Below are 21161 nucleotides of genomic sequence, written 5' to 3' on the forward strand. Positions count from 1 at the left end.
CACAAGCGATGGCGGCAGTGCTGATTTCTGCCTGGATTTTGCCGCGATGACACTTGCGGATTCCTATATGGCGGCGGTGCGGTCGTATTTGCGGCCGCTACGTGGGGGCATCCCTTGAAATGCGCCTCGCATTCCAAACCTGTTAGGGCCACTTAAAATGAATATCAGAACTATCCTTTTTGCCTCCGTTGCCGCCCTTGCCGCGGCCTCCGGAGCACACGCAGCCGACGCCATCGTGGCGGCGGAACCCGAGCCTGTGGAATATGTTCGCGTTTGCGACGCCTACGGCACCGGCTATTTTTATATTCCGGGAACGGAAACATGCCTTACGATCGGCGGTTACATCCGTACCGAAGTGCGCTTCGGTGACCAGATCTCCGGCGATTCCGATGTAAACTTCTGGACGCGCGGTCAGGTCACCTTCCAGGCCAAGAACGACACCGAGTTCGGCACGCTGACCGGCGTCATGACGCTGCGTTACAATGCCGACAACGCCTCCGATCAGGAAGCGCTGCTGGATGAAGGCTATATCGACATTGCCGGCTTCCGCGCTGGTAAACTCTACAGCTGGTGGGATGACGACATGAGCGGCGAGACCGATACGCTCGCCAGCAACGAGACGACCCACAACTCGATCCGTTATCAGTACGAGGCTGGCGCTTTCGCGGCCGGCATTTCGGTCGACGAACTGGAAGAAGACTACGCCACCAAGCCGGGCGAAGGCCCGAACAACTTCGGTGTCGCAGGCCAGGTCTCCTACAAGGCCGGCGCCGTCAGCGCTTACCTGCTTGCCGGTTATGACACCGACACCAGTGAAGTTGCTGTCCGCGGTATCGTCTATGCCGACATCGGCCCGGGCACCCTCGGCATCGCCGGCATCTGGGCAAGCGGCGCCAACTACTACTACGAAGAGTCCGAATGGACGATCGCAGCCGAATACGCTCTGAAGATCAACGACAAGTGGTCGGTCACCCCCGGCTTCCAGTACTTCGAAAACATCGCTCTCGAAGCTGACGGCAATGGCTTCACCGGCGGCAGCGCCTACACGACCGGTGTCACCATCGACTACCAGATCGTCGAAGACCTGCGTTCGAAGCTCAGCGTGCAATATCACGATGAGGACGAAGGCGACGACGAAGTGTTCGGCTTCCTGCGCTTCCAGCGCGATTTCTAAGATCGTCTCGTTGCAGACGAGCGGGCGCGGCCTTCGGGCCGCGCCTTTTTCATACCCTGGAATCGGCGATGAAGTCGGAATAGAATTCGTCGGCCGTCCTTGCCTTGCGCATGGCGGCGAGCACGCCGTCCGATTGCAGCCGCCGCGCGATGGCCGACAGCACGTTCAGATATTCGCCACGGTTGTTCTCCCCGAAAAGCAGCACGACGGCGATGTCGGCCGGGATATCGTCGATCGCCTCGAAATCCAGCGGCCGGGAGAAGCGGAGGAGCAGACCGCGCGGGCTGCTCATGCCGTCGATCGTCGCATGCGGAATGGCGATGCCGTTGCCGATCCCGGTGGAGCCGAGCTTTTCACGGGTTTCGAGCGCCTTCAGAATGATCTGCGCGTCGACGAAAAAGGCCATGGCTGCCTTGTCCGCGATGGTCTGCAGCGCCCGCCATTTCGTCGGAGCCGACACGCCGATGAAAGTGTGTTCCGGCCGGATGATGTTGGGAAGGTTCATGTCATTCTCGATATAGTCGACTCGAAGGTCGTCAATGGGAAGGGCAGGGATGTCAGTCCGGTTCTCTGAGCCGGTAGCCGACGCCGGTCTCGGTGGTTATATAGTGCGGCTGATCCGGAATTTTCTCGACCTTTTGCCGCAGCTGCCTGATGTAAACGCGCAGATATTGCACGTCAGCCGCCGGCCCCCATACCTGCTTCAATAGAAACTGGTGTGTCAGCACCTTGCCCGCATGCTGGGCGAGCACGCGCAGGATGTCGTATTCCTTCGGCGACAGTTTTAGTTCCACACCGTCGACCTTAACGATGCGCTTGACGAGATCGATCGACAGCGCGCCGGTCTGGAAGATCGCCTTTTCCCCCTGTTGCTGCAGCCGGTGGCGAAGCGCCACGCGGATGCGGGCACCGAGCTCGTTGATGCCGAAAGGCTTGGTGACGTAATCGTCGGCGCCGCTTTCCAGCGCCTTGACGATGCCGGCTTCGTCGGTGCGGCTGGATAGGATGACAACAGGCATCGCAAGCCCTGCGTCGCGCCACTCCTGCAGGAGGTCATGGCCTGATGTGTCGGGCAGGCCAAGATCGAGCACGACGAGGTCGGGCATGTCGCCCGTGACCGACCGGCGGGCGCTTTCGGCGTTCGGCGCCTCCTGCACCTCGTAACCCTGCGCGGTCAGGCCGACGCGGAGCAGCTTGCGGATCGGCGGCTCGTCGTCGACGACGAGAATTTTGACGGCTGAACCGGTCATTTGAGTTCATCCAGTTTCGGAATGTCGGTGGGTTTCGGCAGGCGGATGGTGAAGACGGCGCCCGGCCGGCCCCGTCGGTTGCCGGCCGTGATCGTGCCGCCCATCGCCTCGATGAAGCCGCGGCAGATGGACAGGCCAAGCCCGGTGCCGGCGCGCACCCGGTCGCCCTTGCGCACCCGGTAGAAGGTATCGAAGATGCGGTCAAGGTCGGCCGGCGGGATGCCGGGGCCCTCGTCCGAAACCTGCACAACGACATTGTCGGCATCGGCCCAGCCTTCGATCTGGATCACCGATCCCTCGGGGGCGTATTTGGCGGCATTGTCGAGCAGGTTGAAGATCACCTGCTCGAACAGCACCGGATCAACCCGCACCATCGGCAGCTCGGCGGGGATGCTCATCTCGGTCTTGTGGTGCTCGAGGATCTTTGCGGCGCGGGCGAGCGCCGTGCCGACGATATCGCCGGCATAGTGCGGCGCAGAGTTCGGCTCCATCGCGCCGGATTCGATCTTGGTCATGTCGAGCAGATTGGCGATGAAGCGGTTGAGGCGCTCGGATTCGTCGACGACGGTGGACAGCAGGTCGCTGCGATCCTCCTCCGGCATCGAGGCGAAATAGTCGCGCAGCGTGCCGGCGGCGCCGAGGATGGCGGCGAGCGGCGTTTTCAGGTCGTGCGAGATCGAGGTGAGCAGGGCCGAACGCAGCCGGTCGGCCTCGGCCGCAAGCCTTGCCCGGTCGACATCGCCGACGAGCTGGACGCGTTCGATGGCAAGGGCGGCCTGGTCGGCCAGCGCGTCGAGCAGCCGCTGCTGCTCGGGCGTCAGCAGCGGCCCGTCACGGCGATCGCTGTCGAGGCCGATGACGCCGACGGCGGCGCGCCCGGTTCTGAGCGGCACGTAGAGTCGCCTGGCGCCGGGCAGGGTATCGGCGCCGCGGCCGGCGGCGTGATTGTGCTCCCAGGCCCACCGGGCGGCGGCGATGTCGGCGTCGTCGAGCGTGTCATCGGGCGGATAACCGGCCTTGACGGCAATGCTGCCTTCCTCGGGCAGCAGCAGCACGACGCGGACCTTCAGCATCGAGGCGAGCTGGAAGGCGGTCGCCCAGAGCACGTCGTCGAGCGTGCCGGTGCCGGCAAGCTTCTTCGAAAACAGATAGAGGTCTTCGGTCGTGCGCGCCCGCTGCCGGGCGGCCGCCGCCTGGCGCTGCACGGTCGCGGTCAGATTGCTGGCGATGATGGCGACGCCCAGGAAGAAGAAGAAGGCGAGCACGCTTTCCGGGTCGCTGATCGTCAGCGTGTAGCGCGGCGGCAGGAAGAAGAAGTTGAAGGACAGCGCGCCGAGGATGCAGCTGTAAAGCGCCGGCCGCAGCCCATGCAGCACGGCGGAGGTCAGCACTGCCATCAGAAAGACCAGCGCGAGGTTGCGCACGTCAAGTACCTGGTCGAGCACGATGCTGACGCCGAGCGCGATGGCGACATAGATGGTCGCCAGCAGATAGGCTTTGATATCCAGCTGCGGCGCGGTGGCGGCGGCCTTGATGCCGCGCGCGGTGGTGCCGTCCTTCTCGTTGCCCGATATGACGTGGACGCTGATCTCGCCGGTCTTGCGGATCAGATCGTCGGTGATCGAGCGGGCCCACCAGTCACGCCATGTCGGCTTCTTCGGGGCGCCGATGACGATGTGGGTGACGTTGTTGGCGGTGGCATGGCGGACGAGTTCTTCGGCCACCTCGCGGCCGGGAATGGTGATCGCCTCGCCGCCGAGCTGTTCGGCAAGCCGCAGTGTCGAGGCGATCGTATCGCGCTCGGCTTCGCTGAGGTTGATCGAGCGGCTGGTCTCGATATAGACGGCCGCCCAGGGCGCGCGCAGGCGCGAGGCCATGCGGGCGGCGTAGCGCACCAGCGAGGCCGAGCGCGGGTGGTGATCGACCGAGACGAGGACGCGTTCGCCCGCCGCCCAGGGGCCGGAGATGGCGTGAGCCTGCATATGGGTCAGCAGCTGGTCGTCGACGCGCTGGGCGGTCTTGCGCAGTGCCAGCTCCCTGAGCGCCGTCAGGTTGCCCGGCGTGAAATAATTGGTCAGCGCCCGTTCGGCGGTGCGAGGCATATAGACCTTGCCGTCATGCAGCCGCTTGATCAGATCGTCCGGCGTCAGATCGATGATCTCGACATCGTCGGCCAGGTCGATGATCGAATCCGGCACCGTCTCGCGCACGCGGATGCGGGTGATCTGCGAGACGACGTCGTTGAGGCTTTCGACATGCTGGATGTTCAGTGTCGTATAGACGTCGATGCCGCGATCGAGCAATTCCTTGACGTCGAGGTAGCGTTTCGGATGGCGGCTGCCCTCGGCATTGGTGTGGGCGAGCTCGTCGACCAGAACGAGATCGGGCCGGCGGGCGAGGATGCCGTCGAGATCCATTTCCTCGAGCGCCCGGCCCTTGTAGTCGACTTCGACGCGGGGGATGATCTCGAAACCGGCGACCAGCGCCTCCGTCTCCTTGCGGCCGTGGGTTTCGACGACGCCGATGACGACATCGAGCCCGTCGGCGATCTTGGCGCGGCCGGAGATCAGCATTTCATAGGTCTTGCCGACGCCGGGAGCAGCGCCGAGAAAGATCTTCAGACGACCGCGCGTCTCCGCCCGGGCCTTTTCGAGGAGCGCATCGGGCGAGGGCCTGCCGGCCTGGTCGCGGTTGTCGTCTGGCATGCGTGTTTCTTTCTGCAGATGCCTGTGCTTGGATAAGCGCTAAGCTTCCCGATCCCTCATCACGTCAGGGGTCGGCATAGGCTGGTTTTTCCAGAACCGGGCACTGAGCCGTGAATAGTTCCTTGTGCCCACCCGCCCTCCGTCATGCTCGGGCTTAACCAGGTCAAGCCCGAGGATGACGGAGAGGGGGTTGGCTTTTGCGCCAAACCCGCCCCGGCCTGCAAAGCATGCCGCGTCTCGGATGCTTCTTCAGGCCGGCTTCATCTCTCCTCTCCAGCCGGCTCTACGCCGCGAATAGCTCGGTCCGTCCCCCACCCTCCGTCATGCTCGGGCTTGACCCAGGGCTTGACCCGAGCATCCATACCGCATCGGTCAGCAGCCACGGGCATGGATCCTCGGGTCAAGCCCGAGGATGACGGAGAGCGGGGTTGGCCTCGTCGCCAAACCCGCACCCACCTTGCCAAACTCACTCAGTCATAGAAGCATCAAGCCTCTGGTTCAACGCCAGAACATTGACGGTGGGTTCGCCGAGAAGGCCGAGCTCGCGGTGGTGAACGGCGCCGTCGACCAGCGCCTTCACTTTGGCCTCGTCAAGGCTCCGCGCCTTGGCGACACGGGCCACCTGGAAGTAGGCGGCCTCCGGCGAAATATCGGGATCGAGGCCGCTGCCCGAAGCGGTGACGAGATCGGCCGGCACCTCGGCGGTCGGGTTTTCCGCCTTGGCCGCCTCATAGTCGCCCTTGACCCGGTCGATCAGTTTCTGGCTGGTCGGGCCGAGGTTGGAACCGCCGGAGGCGGCGGCATTGTAGCCGTCGCCGGCAGCCGAGGGTCGGCCGTGGAAATATTTGTCGCTGGTAAAGGCCTGGCCGATCAGCGTCGAGCCGATCACCTGGCCGTTTTTCTCGACGAGGCTGCCGTTCGCCTGGGTGGGGAACAGGGCCTGGGCCGCGCCGGTCATGGCGAGCGGATAGAGAAGGCCGGTGATCACGGTGGTGGCGACGATCATGACGACGGCGGGGCGCAATTCTTTCAACATTGTTCTGCTCCTTGGAGAGTTCAGGCGGAGACCGGTTCCGGTTAGAAACCGGATCTTCCGCTAAGCGAGGCCGAGGGCTGCGACGGCCAAGTCGATCGCCTTGATGCCGACGAAGGGGACGAGGATGCCGCCGAGGCCGTAGATCAGCAGGTTGCGCGACAGCAGCGCGCCGGCACCGATCGGGCGGTAGCGCACGCCCTTCAAGGACAACGGGATCAGCGCGATGATGATCAACGCGTTGAAGATGATCGCCGAGAGGATGGCGCTTTGCGGCGTCGACAGTCCCATGACGTTGAGCACGCCGAGCTGCGGATAGAAGGTCAGGAACATCGCCGGGATGATGGCGAAGTATTTGGCGATGTCGTTGGCGATCGAAAATGTCGTCAGCGCGCCGCGCGTCATCAGAAGCTGTTTGCCGATCTCGACGATCTCGATGAGCTTGGTCGGATCGCTGTCGAGATCGACCATATTGCCGGCCTCGCGGGCGGCAACCGTGCCGGTGTTCATGGCGACTCCGACATCGGCCTGGGCAAGTGCCGGGGCATCGTTGGTGCCGTCGCCGCACATGGCGACCAGCTTGCCGTTGGCCTGTTCCTCCCGCATCAGCGCCAGTTTCATCTCCGGCGTCGCCTGGGCGAGGAAATCGTCGACGCCGGCCTCGGCGGCGATGGCGGCCGCCGTCAGCGGGTTGTCGCCTGTGATCATCACGGTGCGGATGCCCATGCGGCGCAGCTCCGTGAAGCGTTCGCGGATGCCGCCCTTGACGATATCCTTCAACTGGATGATGCCGAGCAGCCGGCCGTCGCGGGCAACGGCGAGCGGCGTGCCGCCCGATTTGGCGACCTCGTCGGCGATCGCCTGCAACTCGCGGACGACCTCGCCGCCATTCTTCGAGGGCGCATCACCGGCGACATAGGCGAGCACGGTGTCGACCGCACCCTTGCGGATCGAGGCGCCTTCGAGATCGACGCCGCTCATGCGGGTCTGGGCGGTGAAAGGCACGAAGGTCGCCTTGAGGCTCGCCATGTCGCGGCCGCGGATCGCATATTTCTCCTTGGCAAGCACGACGATGGAGCGTCCCTCCGGCGTTTCGTCGGCAAGCGAGGCAAGCTGGGCGGCGTCGGCGAGGTCCTGTTCGGATACGCCGCGCACCGGGCGGAAGCTCGTCGCCTGGCGATTGCCGAGCGTGATCGTGCCGGTTTTGTCGAGCAGCAGCGTGTCGACGTCGCCGGCGGCCTCGACTGCGCGGCCGGACATGGCGAGCACGTTGAAGCGGACGAGGCGGTCCATGCCGGCAATGCCGATCGCCGACAGCAGCGCGCCGATCGTCGTCGGAATCAGGGTGACGAAGAGGGCGACGAGCACGATGATCGGGATCGAGCCGCCGGCATAGATGGCAAAGCTCGGGATCGTCGCGGTAGCGAGCACGAAGATCAGCGTCATGCCGGCAAGCAGGATGTTGAGCGCGATCTCGTTCGGTGTCTTCTGGCGCTGAGCGCCTTCGACCAGCGAAATCATCCGGTCGAGGAAGGTCGAGCCGGCGGCAGCGGTGATGCGCACGCGGATCCAGTCGGACAGTACCTGCGTGCCGCCGGTCACGGCCGAACGGTCGCCGCCGGATTCGCGGATGACGGGCGCGGATTCGCCGGTGATTGCCGCTTCGTTGACGGAGGCGACACCTTCGATGACCTCGCCGTCGGACGGAATGATGTCGCCGGCTTCGACGAGCACGATATCGCCGACCTTGAGGCTGGTGCCCGGCACCATGCGGTAGTCGCTGCCATTATTGCCGGTCAAGAGCTTGGCCTGGGTTTCGGTGCGCGCCTTGCGCAGCGAATCGGCCTGCGCCTTGCCGCGGCCTTCGGCGACAGCTTCGGCGAAATTGGCAAACAGCACGGTGAACCAGAGCCAGAGATTGATCTGGAAGGAGAAGCCGAGATTGCCGTTGCCGGCGGCGAGGTCGCGCAGGAAAAGCACGGTGGTCAGTACCGAAACCGTGGCCACCACGAACATGACCGGGTTTCTGGCGAGTGCGCGCGGGTCGAGCTTTTTGAAGGCGGCGCCGGCGGCCGGAATGAGGATACGAGAATCGACGATGCTCGCGGATGTTGCCTGGCTCATAAGAGACTCCAGCTTGAAACGAGGATGGCGAAGGACCACGGCGATGCAGGGTCGGGCATCGCCTCAGAAGGTTTGTCCGGCAATCGCGACCAGGTGTTCGACGACAGGGCCGAGCGCCAGCGCCGGAAAGAAGGTCAGGCCGCCGACGATCAGGATCGTGCCGACGAGCAGGCCGACGAAGAGCGGACCGTCTGTCGGGAAAGTGCCTGCCGAGGCTGGCACCGTCTTCTTGGCCATTAGCGAGCCGGCAATGGCGAGCGCCGGGATGATGACCAGGAAGCGGCCGGCGAGCATGCCGATGCCGAGCGTCACATTGTACCAGGGCGTATTGCCCGTCAGGCCACCGAAAGCCGAGCCGTTATTGGCCGCAGCCGAGGTATAGGCATAGAGGATTTCGGAGAAGCCGTGCGGGCCGGCAGTGCCGATCGAGGCGACGGCGGAAGGCAGCACCGTGGCGATCGCGGTGAAGACCAGCATGGCGAGCGGCAGGCAGAGAATGGCGAGGACGGCCATCTTCATTTCCTTCGCCTCGATCTTCTTGCCGAGATATTCCGGCGTGCGGCCAACCATCAGGCCGGCGACAAAGACGGCGACGATGATGAACAGCAGGATGCCGTAGAAGCCGGCGCCGACACCGCCGACGATGATTTCGCCGAGCTGCATGTTGATCAGCGGAATGAGGCCGCCGAGCGCGGTAAAGCTGCCAAGCATCGCGTTGACCGCGCCGCAGGAGGCGGCCGTGGTGATGACGGCAAACAGCGACGACAGGGCGACGCCGAAGCGAACCTCCTTGCCCTCCATATTGCCGCCCTGAATGCCGAAGGCATGCATCAGCGGATTGCCGGCGGCTTCCGCCCAATAGGTGACGATGACGCCGGCGAGGAACAGCACGCCCATCGTGGCAAGGATCGCCCAGCCCTGGCGCTGGTTGCCGACCATGCGGCCGAAGACATTGGTCAGCGCCGCGCCGATGGCGAAGATCGAGACCATCTGGATGAGGTTGGAGATCGCGTCCGGGTTTTCGAACGGATGGGCGGAATTGGCGTTGAAGAAGCCGCCGCCATTGGTGCCGAGCATCTTGATCGCAAGCTGCGAGGCGACGGGGCCGACGGCGATCGTCTGCTGCGCGCCTTCGAGCGTCATCGCATTGACGTAAGGCCCAAGCGTCTGCGGCACGCCGAGATAGACGTAGACCAGCGTCAGCACGATTGAGATCGGCAGCAGCACATAGAAGGTTGCCCTTGAAATATCGACCCAGAAATTGCCGATGGCCTTGCCTGAAGCGCGCGAGAAGACGCGGATGAAGGCGAGCGCGATGGCGATCCCCGTCGCTGCGGAGACGAAGTTCTGGACGGTGAAGCCGGCCATCTGGGTGAGATAGGACATGGTGCTTTCGCCGCCGTAATTCTGCCAGTTCGTGTTGGTGACGAAGCTGACGGCGGTGTTGAAGGAAAGCTCCGGCGGGATGGCCGCCATGCCGGCCGGATTATAGGGCAGGCCGGCCTGCAGCCGCTGCAGCGCGTAAAGGACGATGACACCGAGAAGATTGAACATCAGCATGGCGAAGGCATAGGAGGTCCAATGCTGCTCCTCGCCTTTGCTGGTGCCGGCGGCGCGGTAAAGCCCCCGTTCGATGGGAACGAGGACTGGCGACAGAAACGTACGCTCGCCGCTGAAGACACGCGTCATATAGCCGCCGAGCGGTTTGACGAGCGCAAGAACGATCCCGCAAAAGAGCAGGATCTGAAGCCATCCGTTGAGGGTCATGGAGGTAGACTTTCAATACCCGGCTGCTGCTCGGCCGCGAATGCGCGACCTCGGAAGCGCCGGTTCTTTTCAGAAGCGTTCTGGGCGAAGCAGAGCGTAGGTGAGGTAGACGGTAAGAAACACGGTCACGGCACCGCTCAAGACGTAGTCGAGGGTCATCGTCGTTTCTCCGGTCACAGCCTGTCACAGGCTCTGGTGTAGGCAAAGCACAGCGCGAAGAATAGGATCGCGGTGCCGAGCAGAATGATATCCATCATGATCGTGACTCCTGTTGCTTTCTTGGAGTCAGACAAGACAAAGGGCGCCATCCCGGGGAAGGGCCGCCTTTCATGCTTTCTGGCGTGGAGATGATCGTTGGATCTCTCGGGCATGAATATGGAGCCGGAGGGCATAAAGGTTCGAGACGGCCGAACGGCCATCAATATAAAAATCTTATAAATGCTTTTCGGCGAGCGGGCTAAGGATCGACCCGAAACTGGTATTGGCCTTCGGCGCTGCGGCCGTCCATCGATAGGACGCGCCAGTCGAGCGTATAGAGGCCGGGCGCCATGGCAGGATCGAGAGGGATCTTGAAGATCGATCCCTCGGGGCCGGAGAGAAACGGCTTGCCGGTGGGAAGCGCCGTACCCTCGGCATCGAGCAGCACGGCCGTCGAACGGGCAAGATCGACCGGGCCGGTGAAGGTGAGCTCGAGGTTGGCCGGCGCCAGCATTTCTTCCTGCTGCTGCGGCGGAAGCGCGGCTTGTTCCAAGGCGGCAGACGCTTCACTTGCGGTGAAGAGAAGGGAGGCGAACAGACAGAATGACGCGATCGACTTCATGATGGTCTTCCTTATCGTGTCGATCCGCATGTGCCCGGACCCGTCATGCTCCCGGGACGTCATGCCGACGCTTCGATAATAACGCTGCGGCGGATGATTTCGATCCTTAGATTTTGCGATAATGCGCCCCGACCAGTCTTCGAACCTGAATCTTTCGGATTATAGAAAATGGGCATTTAATCACATGTTGAGCAAAAGCTTGCATGGCGCGATTGAATTGCCGCCTTTAACGGTCTTATAGTCCGTGTCGACGGCACCCGCTGAATCGCGGGGGCAAAAGGGAAGGAAACCGATCATGACCAAAGTCCGTGCGCTGGTGCTGGAGCGCCAGCATGAACTTGCGCTTCGCGATATCGATCTGCCGCTGGAGACAGGACCGGGGCAGGTCAAGATCAAGATTCATACCGTCGGCGTTTGCGGCTCGGACGTGCATTATTATACCCACGGCAAGATCGGTCCCTTCGTCGTAAACGCGCCGATGGTGCTCGGCCATGAGGCGGCCGGCACGGTGGTCGAGGTCGGGGCTGGCGTCACGCATCTGAAAGCCGGCGACCGCGTCTGCATGGAGCCCGGCATTCCCGATCCGAATTCCAAGGCAAGCCGGCTCGGCCTGTATAATATCGATCCCGCCGTCAGTTTCTGGGCGACACCGCCGGTGCATGGCGTGCTGACGCCGGAGGTCGTGCATCCCGCCAATTATACGTTCAAGCTGCCCGACAATGTCAGCTTTGCGGAAGGCGCCATGGTCGAGCCCTTCGCCGTCGGCATGCAGGCGGCTGGTAAGGCAAAGATCGCGCCCGGCGATACCGCCATCGTCCTCGGCGCCGGGCCGATCGGCACGATGGTGGCGATCGCCGCCCTTGCCGGCGGCTGCGCCCGGGCGATCGTCGCCGATCTCGCCCAGCCGAAGCTCGATATTGCCGCGCAGTACCAGGGTGTTATCCCGATCAATATCCGCGAGAAGAACCTGATCGAGGAAGTCGCCCGCTTGACCGACGGCTGGGGTGCGGATGTTGTTTTCGAATGCTCCGGTTCGCCGAAGGCTTGGGAGACGATCATGGCGCTGCCGCGCCCGGGCGGCGTCATCGTCGCCGTCGGCCTGCCGGTCAACTCGATCGGTTTCGACGTCTCGACGGCAACGACCAAGGAGATCCGCATCGAAACGGTGTTCCGTTACGCCCATCAATATGAGCGCGCGATCGCGCTGCTCGGCTCGGGGCGCGTCGACCTGAAGCCGCTGATATCAGAGACCTTCACATTCGAGGATTCGATCAAGGCCTTCGATCGCGCCGTCGAGGCCCCGCCGAGCGACGTGAAGCTGCAGATCGTGATGGAGTAGGGCGCCGCCGCACCACTTCTATAAGTGCCTGGCACTCGGTTTCATCTTGCGGAAGACAAGGGCGGCGGCTGCGACAACAGCCGCGGCTCCGACCGCGATCAGCAGATGGCGGTGAAGGGGGAGGTGGCCCAAAGTCTGCTGGATTCCGTGCCCGAAGAGATAACCGAGCGTGGTGAAAAGCTGTCCCCAGACCAGTGCGGCTACCGCATTCAGGACGACGAATTTCCCGGTCGATATCCCAGTCGTGCCGATGACGACGGGGCTGATCGTCCGCAAACCGACCAGGAAACGAAAGGCAAGGATGAAGCCTGTGGGATATGTTTCGAGAAGCCGGGTGACGCGGGCAAGCGCCGGTCTTTCCATCAGCCGGCGGACGAAGCTCCATCGGGCGGCGTAACGGCCGGCGAAGAACCAGAACTGATCGCCGGCGAAGGATCCTGCCACGGCCGCGGATGCCGCCGCCCAATAGCTCAGCAGCCCGCGATGGGCAACCACGCCGCCGAGGAAGGCGGCCGTCTCGCCTTCAATGGCCGCACCTAGGAAGATCGCCAGCAGGCCGTAATTCTCGATCAGCAGTTCGATAGACATGACGGCTCGCTCTCACCTTCCCGAAGCGTCAGGTCACGATCAAACGGGCTTCAAATCGCCAAGCAGCGTCGGGATCAGCTCCGATACCGTCGGATGGATCGGCACCGACCATTTCAGCGCTGGATAGGTGGTTCCGGCATTCATCGCGTCGATCAGGCCGTGGATCACCTCGTCGCCCTCGATGCCCAATATCGCCGCGCCGAGAATCTCCTTGGTTTCGGCGTCGGCAATCACCTTCATGAAGCCCTTGGTCTCGCCGCGCTCGTTGGCACGGCCGACGCGGCTCATCGGCCGGGTCGAGACCATGATCCTGCGCCCCGACTCGCGCGCCTGCTTCTCCGTCATGCCGACGCGGCCGAGCGGCGGGTCGATGTAGAGCGCATAGGCGGGGATGCGGTTCGAGACCTTGCGGTCGTCGCCGTCCAGCAGATTGGCGGCGGCGATCTCGAAATCGTTGTAGGACGTGTGGGTGAAGGCGCCGCGGCCGTTGCAGTCGCCGAGCGCAAAGATGCCCTCGACATTGGTGGCGAGCTTGTCGTCGACCGTGATGTAACCGCGCTTGTCGGTGACGACGCCGGCGGCATCGAGGTCGAGATCGTCGGTATTCGGCTTGCGGCCGGTGGCGATCAGCACGTGACTTGCATCGATCTTCGCCGAGCCGGCGGTGACGCTCACGCCATTGCCGTTTCTAGCGAAGGCAATGTTGCCAGCATCGGTATGGACGTCGATGCCTTCTGAACGCAGGATCTCGGCGATAGCATCGGATATGTCCTCGTCCTCGCGCGAAGCAAGCTTCGGGCCGTGCTCGATGACGCTGACTTCGGCGCCGAAGCGGCGATACATCTGCGCGAATTCCAGCCCGATATAGCTGCCGCCGATAACGGCCAAATGCCGCGGCAGCGTGTCGAGACGAATGATCGAGGTGCTGGTGAGGTAGTCGATGTCATCGATGCCAGGCAGCTTGGGAATGACGGGCCGGGCTCCGACATTGAGGAAGATGCGCGGCGCGCTGAGGGACTCGCCGTTGACGCTGACGGTCTTCGGACCCTCGAAGCGGGCATGACCATAGATCACGCTCATGCCGTCCATCCCGGCAAACCAGCCGATCAGGCCGTTGCGGGCATTCATCGTCACCGTTTCGGCGCGGGCTCTGACCACTTTCATGTCGATGTCAATATCGCCCCCGATATTGACGCCGTAGGCGGCGGCGCTTCTGGTGACATGGGCGGCGCGGGCGCTGGCGACCAGCGTCTTCGTCGGCATGCAGCCTGTATTGACGCAGGTGCCGCCGAGGAATTTGCGCTCGATCAGCGCCACCTTCATGCCCTTTTCGACCATGCGGGCGGCAAGAAATGGACCGGCCTGGCCGGCGCCGATGACGATGGCGTCGAAGCTTTTCATGACAAGGTCCCCACGATCAGCGCCGCACCGATGACGGCGACGGCATCCTCGATGAGGGCGGCCGGCAGGTCCCTGCCGAAGGACGCGGCAAGTCTGGCCCGGACGGCGGCGCCACCATAGGTCCCGATGACGGCGCCGATCACGCCGGCGATCAGCCCGCCGAAGAGCAGACTGCTGACTGCGCCGATTGTCGCGCCGACAAGCGCCCCGGAGGCGATACGGGCGGCGAACTGCATGGGCACCTTGCGCGATGGCGTTGACGGCAGCTGGTCGGCGACCAGTTCAACGATGGCGAGAAGCGTGAAGATCCACGGGGTCCAGCGGTAACCCATGAAGGCAAGCGGCGTCTGCGAGACGTCGAGCCAGCCGAGCGCCGCGCCCCAGGCGACGGCGGCCGGCGCCGTCATGGTGCGAAGGCCCGAGATGACACCGATCAGCAATGCAAGCAGCAGAAACATGCGCGATCCCCTCATTGCCGGCGTCGTGCCGCGAGAGGGAAGGTTGCACATTGTCAGGCGTGTGGCAATTCGCCAAGCCGAACCGACGGTTTAGTTCGCAAAGGCGGCGATGCCGGTGATCGCCCGGCCGATGATCAGCGCGTGAATGTCGTGCGTGCCCTCATAGGTGTTGACCACTTCGAGGTTGACGAGGTGGCGGGCGATGCCGAATTCGTCGGAGATGCCGTTGCCGCCGAGCATATCGCGGGCCGCCCGTGCAATCTCGAGCGCCTTGCCGCAGCTGTTGCGCTTGAGGATCGAGGTCAGCTCCACCGGCGGATGGCCTTCCTCCTTCATGCGGCCGAGCCGCAGGCAGCCCTGCAGGCCGAGCGAGATCTCCGCCGCCATGTCGGCGAGCTTCTTCTGGATGAGCTGGTTGGCGGCGAGCGGCCGGCCGAACTGCTTGCGCTCGAGCGTATATTGCCGTGCCCTGGCATAACAATCTTCGGCAGCCCCGAGCGCGCCCCAGGCAATGCCGAAACGGGCCGAGTTGAGGCAGGTGAACGGTCCCTTGAGGCAGGTGACGCCGGGCAGCAGGTTTTCCTCCGGTACGAAGACTGCGTCCATCACTACTTCGCCGGTGATCGAGGCGCGCAGGCCGACCTTGCCGTGGATGGCCGGCGCCGAAAGCCCCTTCCAGCCCTTTTCGAGGATGAAGCCGCGGATGAGGCCGTCTTCGGTCTTGGCCCAGACGACGAAGACATCGGCGATCGGCGCATTCGAGATCCAGGTCTTCGAGCCGGTGAGGCTGTAGCCGCCGTCGACCTTCCTGGCGCGTGTCGCCATCGAGCCGGGATCGGAGCCGTGATCGGGTTCGGTCAGGCCGAAACAGCCGATCAATTCGCCGGCGGCCAGTTTCGGCAGGTATTTCAGCTTCTGTGCCTCGGACCCGAAGGTGTCGATCGGCACCATCACCAGCGAGGACTGCACGCTCATCATCGAACGGTAACCGCTGTCGACCCGCTCGATCTCGCGGGCGATCAGGCCATAGGCGGTGTAACCGAGGCCGGCGCCGCCATATTCGGGAGAAATCGTCGGCCCGAGCAGACCGAGTTCGCCCATTTCGCGGAAGATTGCCGGATCGGTCTTTTCGCTGCGGAAGGCCTCGAGAACACGCGGCGCGAGCTTTTGCTGCGCATAGGCATGGGCGGTATCCTGCACCATGCGCTCCTCATTGGTGAGCTGCTCCAGCAGGCGGAACGGGTCGGCCCAGTCGAAAACCTCGCGCGTATGCTGCATGTCGGGATCTCCTCACCCACTAATCACGCTTGCTCGCTCAAGGTCGCATAGACCCGCCGGCCGACCGCGTCAACAGAAGGCGGCCCTATCGAAAAGACAGGGCTGGCCATCTTTTCAAAAGCGCCGGCATGCTCCACTTTGCCCGCGTTCGATTCTGGAATGAGGAGGCGGAAATGTCGTCAAGCGATCTGTTCGTATCGGCCGAAGGCGCCGAATGGGTCAATCCCGAGCCCGGCGTAACCAGGCGCATCATGACCTATCTGCCGGAGATGATGATGGTGGAAGTCGCCTTCGAAAGCGGCGCCGTCGGTGCGGCCCATTCGCATCCACACATCCAGGCGAGTTATGTCGCCGAGGGCAGTTTCGAAGTGACGATCGACGGGCGGACTGAGGTGCTGCGGCAGGGCGGCAGTTTCATCGTGCCCCCCAATCTCGTCCATGGCGTCAAAGCGCTGGAAAAAGGCCGGCTGATCGATACGTTCACGCCGCACCGGGCCGAGTTCCTCAAATAGTCACGTTTCGGCGTCCGACCGCGCGGGTCCGGCTGGTGTGACATAGGGCGGCACGAAGCGTGCATCCTCGCCGCGCACCGCCGTGCGCAGGAAGTCGATGACGGCGCGTACCCGCGGCGCCTGTTTCAGGTCGCGATGGCAGGTGATCCAGTATTGGCGCTTGAGGTCGATCTCCGCGGGAAGCACGCGCACCAGCTCGGGGTAGCGGCTGGCGAAGAAATAGGGAAGGATGCAGAGGCCGAGGCCGTTTCGGGTGGCGGTCAGCTGCGCGAAGATGCTGGAACTCTGGAACTGCGGCTTGATGCGCGGATGCACATCGCTGAGGTAATCGAGACCCGGCGCGAAAATCATCTCCTCGATATAGCTGACGAAGGGATGCTCAAGCAGGTCGTCGCGGCAGGTGATATCAGGCGCCTTGGCCAGATAGTCGCGCGAGCCGTAGATCTGCAGGTGATAGTCGGTCAGTTTTTCGGCGAAATAGGGCCCGCCCTTCGGCTCGTCGAGCACGACGGAAAGATCGGCCTCCTTGCGTGACAGCGACATGATCTGCTGGATCGTCACCAGCTCGAGCGACAGATGCGGATGCTGGGCGGCAAACCGGTGCAGCACGGTGGCGAAGAAGAAATTGGCAAAACCCTCCGGCGCGCTCAGGCGCACCAGGCCGCGCTGCGCCATCGAACCGTCGGCAAGATCGGCGCGCAGCCGCTCGGTCTCCTGCTCCATCTTCTCGGCCGTCTCGACAAAACGTGTGCCCATGGCGGTCAGTACGTAACCGCGCGGATTGCGTTCGAACAGCTTGACCTTGAGGGTGAATTCCAGCCGGTCGATGCGCCGCGAGACGGTGGCATGGCTGGAGCGCAGCTGGCGGGCCGCCGTCGACAGCTGCCCCGTGCGGGCGACGGCTAGAAAAAACTGAAGATCGTCCCAAGTAAACTGCGGTGGATTGTTCATTACGATCCCCTCTGTTCAAAAACGAACAGATACTGTTTGGAATTAGTTGTAAACCACCCGTTGCTTCAGCACGCAATTTCCTTGATCGTAAGGTGAGGGTCCGCCGTTCTGAGGAGTGCGGTTGGCCAAATCTGAACAGATCCGCAATCTGGCCAATCTCTGGGAGGAGATAATATGCGTAAGAATCTCATTGCATCAGTTGCATTTCTGCTGGCGAGCAGCACGGCGGTGCTCGCGCAGAGCGCGACCGACGGCAAGGTCAAGATCGGCATTCTGAACGACCAGTCGGGTGTCTATGCCGACTTCGGCGGCAAATCTTCCGTCGAAGCCGCCAAGATGGCGGTCGAGGATTTCGGCGGCAAAGTCCTTGGTGTGCCGGTCGAGATCGTCGATGCCGACCACCAGAACAAACCGGATATTGCCTCCAATATCGCCCGCCAGTGGTATGACACCGAGCAGGTGGATGCGATCATGGAACTGACGACGTCTTCCGTGGCGCTCGCCGTGCAGGCGATCGGCAAGGAAAAGAAGAAGATCGATATCGTCACCGGTGCGGCGACGACCGATCTTACCGGCAAGGCTTGCTCGCCCTACGGCTTCCACTGGGCCTACGATACGCATGCGCTCGCCGTCGGCACCGGCGGCGCGCTCGTCAAGCAGGGCGGCGACAGTTGGTTCTTCCTGACCGCCGACTACGCCTTCGGTTATTCGCTGGAGCAGCAGACCAGCGACTATGTCAAGGCGAGCGGCGGCACGGTCGTCGGCGCCGTGCGCCATCCGCTGTCGAGCCAGGACTTCTCGTCCTTCCTGCTGCAGGCGCAATCGTCCGGCGCCAAGGTGATCGGCCTTGCCAATGCCGGCCTCGATACCTCGAACGCCATCAAGCAGGCGGCCGAATTCGGCATCACCCAGGGCGGCCAGCATCTGGCGGCGCTGCTCTTTACGCTCGCCGAAGTCCATGGCCTCGGCCTCGAGGCGGCGCAGGGCCTGACGCTGACCGAAGGTTTTTACTGGAACCGCGACGACGAAAGCCGCGCCTTCGCCAAGAAGTTCTTCGCCCGCACCGGCAAGATGCCGAACATGGTCCACACCGGCACCTATTCGGCAGTGACGCAATATCTGAAGGCGGTGCAGAAGGCCGGCACCGACGAGACGGAGGCCGTTGCCAAGCTCTTGCATGAAATGCCGGTTGACGACGTCTTCGGTCGTGGCGGCACGGTCGGCGCCAATGGCCGCATGATCCACGACATGTATCTGCTGCAGGTCAAGAAGCCTTCCGAAAGCAAGGAGCCGTGGGATTACTTCAACGTGCTTGCCACCATTCCCGGTAAGGAGGCCTATATCGATCCCGCCAAGAGCGGCTGCGATCTGGTGAAGTGAGCGAAATGGCGGTTTCCGCGATTGAAACGCAGGAAAAGCCGCGGGTGGTACTATCCGCCCGCGGCCTGCGCCGCGATTTCGGCGGCTTCACGGCCGTCAAGGACGTCGATCTCGACGTGCATGACGCCAGCGTGCATGCGCTGATCGGCCCGAACGGCGCCGGCAAGACCACGGTCTTCAACCTGCTGACGAAGTTCCTGCAGCCGACGGCGGGCACCATCACGCTGATGGGCACCGACATCACGTATACGCCACCCGATAAGGTGGCGCGCATGGGGCTGGTGCGCTCCTTCCAGATCTCGGCGGTTTTTCCGCATCTGTCCGTTCTCGACAATGTGCGGGTGGCGTTGCAGCGGCCGAACAATCTCTCCACCCAGTTCTGGCGGCCGCTCTCGGCGCTCGACCGGCTGAACGAGCGCGCCGAGCAGCTGCTCGCCAGCGTCGGGCTTTCCAAGGAGCGCGATCATATCGCCGCCGATCTTTCCTATGGCCGCAAGCGGGTGCTGGAGATCGCCACGACGCTGGCGCTCGATCCGAAGGTGCTGCTGCTCGACGAGCCGATGGCCGGCATGGGGCTGGAGGATGTCGGCGTCGTCTCGGCGATCATCCGCGACGTCGCCCGCGACCGGGCGGTGTTGATGGTCGAGCACAATCTCTCCGTCGTCGCCAATATCTGCCAGCATGTCACGGTGCTGCAGCGCGGCGAGATTCTCGCCGAGGGCGATTATGCCACCGTCAGTCAGGACGAACGCGTGCGGGTCGCCTATATGGGCACGGAGGAGCATTGATGGCCGATCTCCTCGAGGTCCAGGGACTGAACGCCTGGTATGGCGAAAGCCACATCCTGCACGGCGTCGATATGCGGCTGGCCGAAGGCGAGACGATCACCATTCTCGGCCGCAATGGCGTCGGCAAGACGACCACGCTGCGCACAATCACCGGCATCGTGCGCGCCCGCAAGGGCAAGATCAGCTTTGCCGGCAGCGACATGATGCAGGTGCCGCTGCACAAGACGGCGCATCGCGGCATCGGCTTCGTGCCGGAGGAGCGCGGCATCTTCTCGACGCTCACCGTCTCGGAAAACCTGCTGCTGCCGCCTGTCGTGGCCAAGGGCGGCATGACGCTCGACGAAATTTACGAGCTCTTTCCCAATCTCTACGAGCGCCGCGGCAGCCCCGGCACCAAGCTTTCCGGCGGCGAGCAGCAGATGCTGGCGATCGCCCGAATCCTGCGCACCGGTGTCCGGCTGCTCATTCTCGACGAACCGACGGAGGGGCTTGCCCCTGTTATCGTCCAGCGCATCGGCGAGGTGCTGCAGACGCTGAAAGGACGCGGCATGACGATCCTGCTCGTCGAGCAGAATTTCCGCTTCGCCAGCCGTATTGCCGATCGCTTCTATCTGATGGATCATGGGCAGATGGTGTCGGAATTCCCGGTCGGCGAACTGCCGCAGCGCATGGATACGCTGCACAAGGTTCTGGGAGTATGACCAGATGACGATGATCTTCGGCATTCCCCTGCAGGCGCTGCTCGGCCAGCTCTTGATCGGCCTGATCAACGGCTCCTTCTATGCGCTGCTCAGCCTCGGCCTCGCCATCATTTTCGGCCTGCTGCGGGTGATCAACTTTGCCCATGGCGCGCAATATATGCTCGGCGCCTTCGTCGCCTATCTGCTGCTCACCTATGCCGGCATCGGCTACTGGCCGTCGCTGATCCTGGCGCCCGTTATCGTCGGTCTTGCCGGTGCGATCATTGAGCGGCTGTTCCTGCGCCGGCTCTACGATCTCGATCCGCTCTACGGCCTGCTCTTCACCTTCGGGCTGGCGCTCGCCGTGGAAGGCACCTTCCGCTATCTCTACGGCTCGTCCGGCCAGCCTTATGCGACCCCGGCGGCGCTCGCCGGCGGGGCCAATCTCGGCTTCATGTTCCTGCCGATCTATCGTGGCTGGGTGGTCGTGGTCTCGCTGGTCGTCTGCCTCGGCACATGGCTGCTGATCGAGAAGACCAAGCTTGGAGCCTATCTCAGGGCCGCCACCGAAAACGCCGTGCTGGTGCAGGTCTTCGGCGTCAACGTGCCGGTGTTGCTGACCTTTACCTACGCGCTCGGCGCCGGTCTTGCCGCCTTTGCCGGTGTGCTGGCCGCACCGATCTACCAGGTCTCGCCGCTGATGGGCTCTAACATGATCATCGTCGTCTTCGCCGTCGTCGTGGTCGGCGGCATGGGGTCGATCATGGGCGCGATCGTGACCGGTTATGTGCTCGGCGTCGCCGAGGGCCTGACCAAGGTCTTCTATCCCGAGGCCTCCAACACCGTGATCTTCGTCATCATGGCGATCGTCCTTCTCATCAGGCCCGCGGGCCTCTTCGGCCGGGATGCTTGA

The 21161-nt window shown here is 63.3% G+C and carries 20 protein-coding genes; 7 read left to right on the plus strand and 13 right to left on the minus strand.

From position 1 onward, the window contains the following. The first annotated feature begins 157 nt into the window (after positions 1-157). A complete protein-coding gene (locus tag N2597_RS29735) occupies positions 158-1174 on the plus strand; it encodes a porin (protein ID WP_040111446.1) in 1017 nt (338 codons plus the stop codon). Between the two features lie 49 nt (positions 1175-1223). On the opposite strand, the gene N2597_RS29740 is transcribed toward N2597_RS29735, so the two are convergent. The 8 genes from N2597_RS29740 to N2597_RS29775 form a co-directional block, all read right to left on the minus strand. Further along, positions 1224-1679 carry a PTS sugar transporter subunit IIA gene (locus tag N2597_RS29740; RefSeq protein ID WP_096763506.1) on the minus strand — a complete coding sequence of 152 codons (456 nt, stop codon included), beginning with the start codon at positions 1677-1679 and terminating at the stop codon, positions 1224-1226. 52 nt (positions 1680-1731) lie between these two features. Then, entirely contained in the window at positions 1732-2424 is a 693-nt protein-coding gene (locus N2597_RS29745; protein ID WP_096763507.1) for a response regulator transcription factor, read from the minus strand. After that, on the minus strand, positions 2421-5129 hold the full coding sequence (locus N2597_RS29750) for a DUF4118 domain-containing protein (RefSeq protein ID WP_096763508.1): 2709 nt from the start codon (positions 5127-5129) through the stop codon (positions 2421-2423). The genes N2597_RS29745 and N2597_RS29750 overlap by 4 nt, the downstream gene beginning before the upstream one ends. Positions 5130-5595: 466 nt before the next feature. Next, a complete protein-coding gene (gene kdpC / locus N2597_RS29755) occupies positions 5596-6165 on the minus strand; it encodes a potassium-transporting ATPase subunit KdpC (RefSeq protein WP_009990983.1) in 570 nt (189 codons plus the stop codon). A gap of 60 nt (positions 6166-6225) precedes the next feature. Beyond that, positions 6226-8286, minus strand: a complete 2061-nt coding sequence (gene kdpB, locus N2597_RS29760) for a potassium-transporting ATPase subunit KdpB (protein ID WP_077989685.1) — start codon at positions 8284-8286, stop codon at positions 6226-6228. Positions 8287-8349: 63 nt separating this feature from the next. Next, entirely contained in the window at positions 8350-10053 is a 1704-nt protein-coding gene (gene kdpA / locus N2597_RS29765) for a potassium-transporting ATPase subunit KdpA (RefSeq protein WP_183598040.1), read from the minus strand. Between the two features lie 69 nt (positions 10054-10122). Then, positions 10123-10212, minus strand: coding sequence for a K(+)-transporting ATPase subunit F (locus N2597_RS29770; RefSeq protein ID WP_003547774.1), 90 nt, complete (start codon positions 10210-10212; stop codon positions 10123-10125). 298 nt (positions 10213-10510) lie between these two features. Continuing rightward, entirely contained in the window at positions 10511-10873 is a 363-nt protein-coding gene (locus N2597_RS29775; protein WP_040141436.1) for a copper resistance CopC family protein, read from the minus strand. A gap of 295 nt (positions 10874-11168) precedes the next feature. On the opposite strand from N2597_RS29775, the gene N2597_RS29780 reads away from it, so the two are divergent. Then, on the plus strand, positions 11169-12212 hold the full coding sequence (locus tag N2597_RS29780) for an NAD(P)-dependent alcohol dehydrogenase (RefSeq protein ID WP_183598042.1): 1044 nt from the start codon (positions 11169-11171) through the stop codon (positions 12210-12212). A gap of 18 nt (positions 12213-12230) precedes the next feature. Here the strand turns inward: N2597_RS29780 and N2597_RS29785 are convergent, their stop codons facing one another. From N2597_RS29785 to N2597_RS29800, 4 genes are all read right to left on the minus strand, one after another. After that, the gene (locus N2597_RS29785) at positions 12231-12800 is read right to left on the minus strand and encodes a DedA family protein (protein ID WP_077989681.1); all 570 of its coding nucleotides are present in this window, start codon (positions 12798-12800) and stop codon (positions 12231-12233) included. A gap of 39 nt (positions 12801-12839) precedes the next feature. After that, entirely contained in the window at positions 12840-14201 is a 1362-nt protein-coding gene (locus tag N2597_RS29790) for an FAD-containing oxidoreductase (RefSeq protein ID WP_183598044.1), read from the minus strand. Further along, positions 14198-14659 (minus strand): DUF4126 family protein, encoded by a 462-nt coding sequence (locus N2597_RS29795; protein ID WP_096763510.1) that lies wholly within the window; start codon positions 14657-14659, stop codon positions 14198-14200. Before N2597_RS29795 ends, N2597_RS29790 begins: the two co-directional genes overlap by 4 nt. 90 nt (positions 14660-14749) lie before the next feature. Continuing rightward, positions 14750-15937: an acyl-CoA dehydrogenase gene (locus N2597_RS29800; RefSeq protein ID WP_183598046.1), complete on the minus strand. Its 1188-nt coding sequence runs from the start codon at positions 15935-15937 to the stop codon at positions 14750-14752. Positions 15938-16110: 173 nt separating this feature from the next. Between N2597_RS29800 and N2597_RS29805 the strand changes: the two genes are divergently transcribed. Then, complete coding sequence (locus N2597_RS29805; RefSeq protein ID WP_003594586.1) at positions 16111-16449, plus strand: cupin domain-containing protein; 339 nt, start codon at positions 16111-16113, stop codon at positions 16447-16449. Here the strand turns inward: N2597_RS29805 and N2597_RS29810 are convergent, their stop codons facing one another. Continuing rightward, the gene (locus N2597_RS29810) at positions 16450-17400 is read right to left on the minus strand and encodes a LysR family transcriptional regulator (RefSeq protein WP_040111457.1); all 951 of its coding nucleotides are present in this window, start codon (positions 17398-17400) and stop codon (positions 16450-16452) included. A 174-nt stretch (positions 17401-17574) separates the two neighbouring features. Here N2597_RS29810 and N2597_RS29815 point away from each other — a divergent pair, with 174 nt between their 5' ends. Genes N2597_RS29815 through N2597_RS29830 form a run of 4 tightly spaced genes read left to right on the plus strand, consistent with a single transcriptional unit; the run spans position 17575 to position 21161 of the window. Beyond that, positions 17575-18780: an ABC transporter substrate-binding protein gene (locus tag N2597_RS29815; protein WP_040141129.1), complete on the plus strand. Its 1206-nt coding sequence runs from the start codon at positions 17575-17577 to the stop codon at positions 18778-18780. Positions 18781-18785: 5 nt separating this feature from the next. Beyond that, positions 18786-19568: an ABC transporter ATP-binding protein gene (locus N2597_RS29820; RefSeq protein WP_096763512.1), complete on the plus strand. Its 783-nt coding sequence runs from the start codon at positions 18786-18788 to the stop codon at positions 19566-19568. Next, the gene (locus N2597_RS29825; protein WP_010058928.1) at positions 19568-20269 is read left to right on the plus strand and encodes an ABC transporter ATP-binding protein; all 702 of its coding nucleotides are present in this window, start codon (positions 19568-19570) and stop codon (positions 20267-20269) included. The genes N2597_RS29820 and N2597_RS29825 overlap by 1 nt, the downstream gene beginning before the upstream one ends. Positions 20270-20273: 4 nt before the next feature. After that, entirely contained in the window at positions 20274-21161 is an 888-nt protein-coding gene (locus N2597_RS29830; RefSeq protein ID WP_040111461.1) for a branched-chain amino acid ABC transporter permease, read from the plus strand.

The organism is Rhizobium sophoriradicis (assembly GCF_025200795.1).
Lineage (GTDB): Bacteria > Pseudomonadota > Alphaproteobacteria > Rhizobiales > Rhizobiaceae > Rhizobium > Rhizobium sophoriradicis.